This is a genomic window from Micrococcus sp. MS-ASIII-49 (assembly GCF_000946635.1).
GTDB lineage: Bacteria > Actinomycetota > Actinomycetes > Actinomycetales > Micrococcaceae > Micrococcus > Micrococcus luteus.
The window spans coordinates 1-1,432 of record NZ_JXSP01000099.1; the positions used below are offsets into that span (position 1 = coordinate 1).

General features: G+C 78.5%; 1 protein-coding gene and 1 pseudogene. Both read left to right on the top strand.

Annotation, left to right across the window (positions count from 1 at the left end; genetic code table 11):
- Window positions 1-174: 174 nt before the first annotated feature.
- A complete protein-coding gene (locus SJ20_RS07200) occupies window positions 175-801 on the top strand; it encodes a GNAT family N-acetyltransferase (protein ID WP_044659461.1) in 627 nt (208 codons plus the stop codon).
- A gap of 77 nt (window positions 802-878) precedes the next feature.
- Window positions 879-1,432 (top strand): annotated as a pseudogene (locus tag SJ20_RS07205) (hypothetical protein); the annotation flags it as partial.

A 1,432-nucleotide genomic window follows, 5' to 3' on the forward strand; every position in this document is an offset into this window, starting at 1 on the left:
GTCGCGGCGGGCGGTGCGCAGGCGCGCACGCAGGGCGGCCTTGGCGTCCACGACGTCGTCGACGCCGGCGACGGGGCCCGTGGCGGCGGGCTCGGGCACGGGAGGGGGAGTGCGCATGTCCCCATGATGCCCGCCGCACCGGTGCCGCGCCCGGCCGCGCATAGGATCGACGCCATGTCCTGGCAGCGTTCCCCCTGGCCCGTGACCCTGCGGCACAGCACCCTCGCCCTGCGGCCGCTGCGGCGGCGGGACCGGGAGGCGTGGGAGGAGCAGCGGGCGCACAACCGGGAGTGGCTGACGCCGTGGGATGCCACGAGCCCCGTGCCGGGCGCGGGCCCGGCGTCGTTCGGGCAGATGGTCCGCTGGCACGGCCGCCAGGGCCGGGACGGCAGCGCCTACACGTGGGGCATGGTCCTCGACGACGACCGCCCGGACCGGGACCGTCTGGTGGGGCTGCTGTCCCTGGGCGGGATCCAGTACGGCTCGGTGCTCTCCGGCTCGATCGGCTACTGGATCGACCGTCGCGAGGCCGGCCGGGGGCTGACGCCGACGGCCGTGGCCATGGCGACGGACTGGGCGTTCCGCAGCGCCGGTCTGCACCGGGTCGAGGTCAACATCCGCCCGGAGAACGCGGCCAGCCTGCGGGTCGTGGCGAAGCTCGGCCTGCGCGACGAGGGCCTGCGGCGCGCGTACCTGCACGTGGACGGCGCCTGGCGGGACCACCGGACGTTCGCGGTGACCGCCGAGGAGGTCCCCGACGGCCTGCTGGCCCGGTGGCTGGCCACCCGGCCGCGCCCCTGAGCGGTCCGGCGGGACACGCCGCGTGCGGACACGCCGCGATGGCCGGGCCGGTCCGCCTCCGGCGCTAGGCTGACGGCATGGACGAGACCACCGCGCCGACGAGGGCCGTGCAGGCCGCGCTCGACGCGCTGGCCGACGCCCGGGTGAGCGCGTCGCTGGTCATCGTGGCCCTCGTGGCCTTCCTGGCCTGGCGGCTCGTGCTGCGCCGCCATCGTCTCGCGTCCGCCCCCGCCCGCCCGTCGATGCCGAGGTCCTTCATGCACCGCCTGCAGAGCTCGCCCGCCGTCCGTGCCCTGACCGCCCGGTTCTCGGGCCGCCTGAGCGCCGCCGCCGACGCGGCGCGCGCCGCCCGCGGCCGGACCGGCCTGCACATCCGGTGGGGGCGCACGGCGCTGTTCCTCGCCGTCCTCGTGGCCCTGCTCGTGTTCCTCGTGGCCGGGCTCGCCGCGGCGTTCGGCGCGGGCACGCTCGCCCTGGCAGGCTGGTCGCTCCTGTTCGCCGTGGCCGGGCTGGCCGGCCTGCGGGCCCTCGCGGTCCGCGACCGCACCCGTCGCGCCCGGCCCGCCGCCGTCGTCGTCCCGGAGCGCCCCACCGCCCCGGCGGCCGAGGAGCGGCAGGCCCCGCCCGCGGC

Coding starts and splice junctions, on each gene's coding strand:
- SJ20_RS07200 (WP_044659461.1), top strand. CDS start 175: ATGTCCTGGCAGCGTTCCCCCTGGCCCGTGACCCTGCGGCACAGCACC.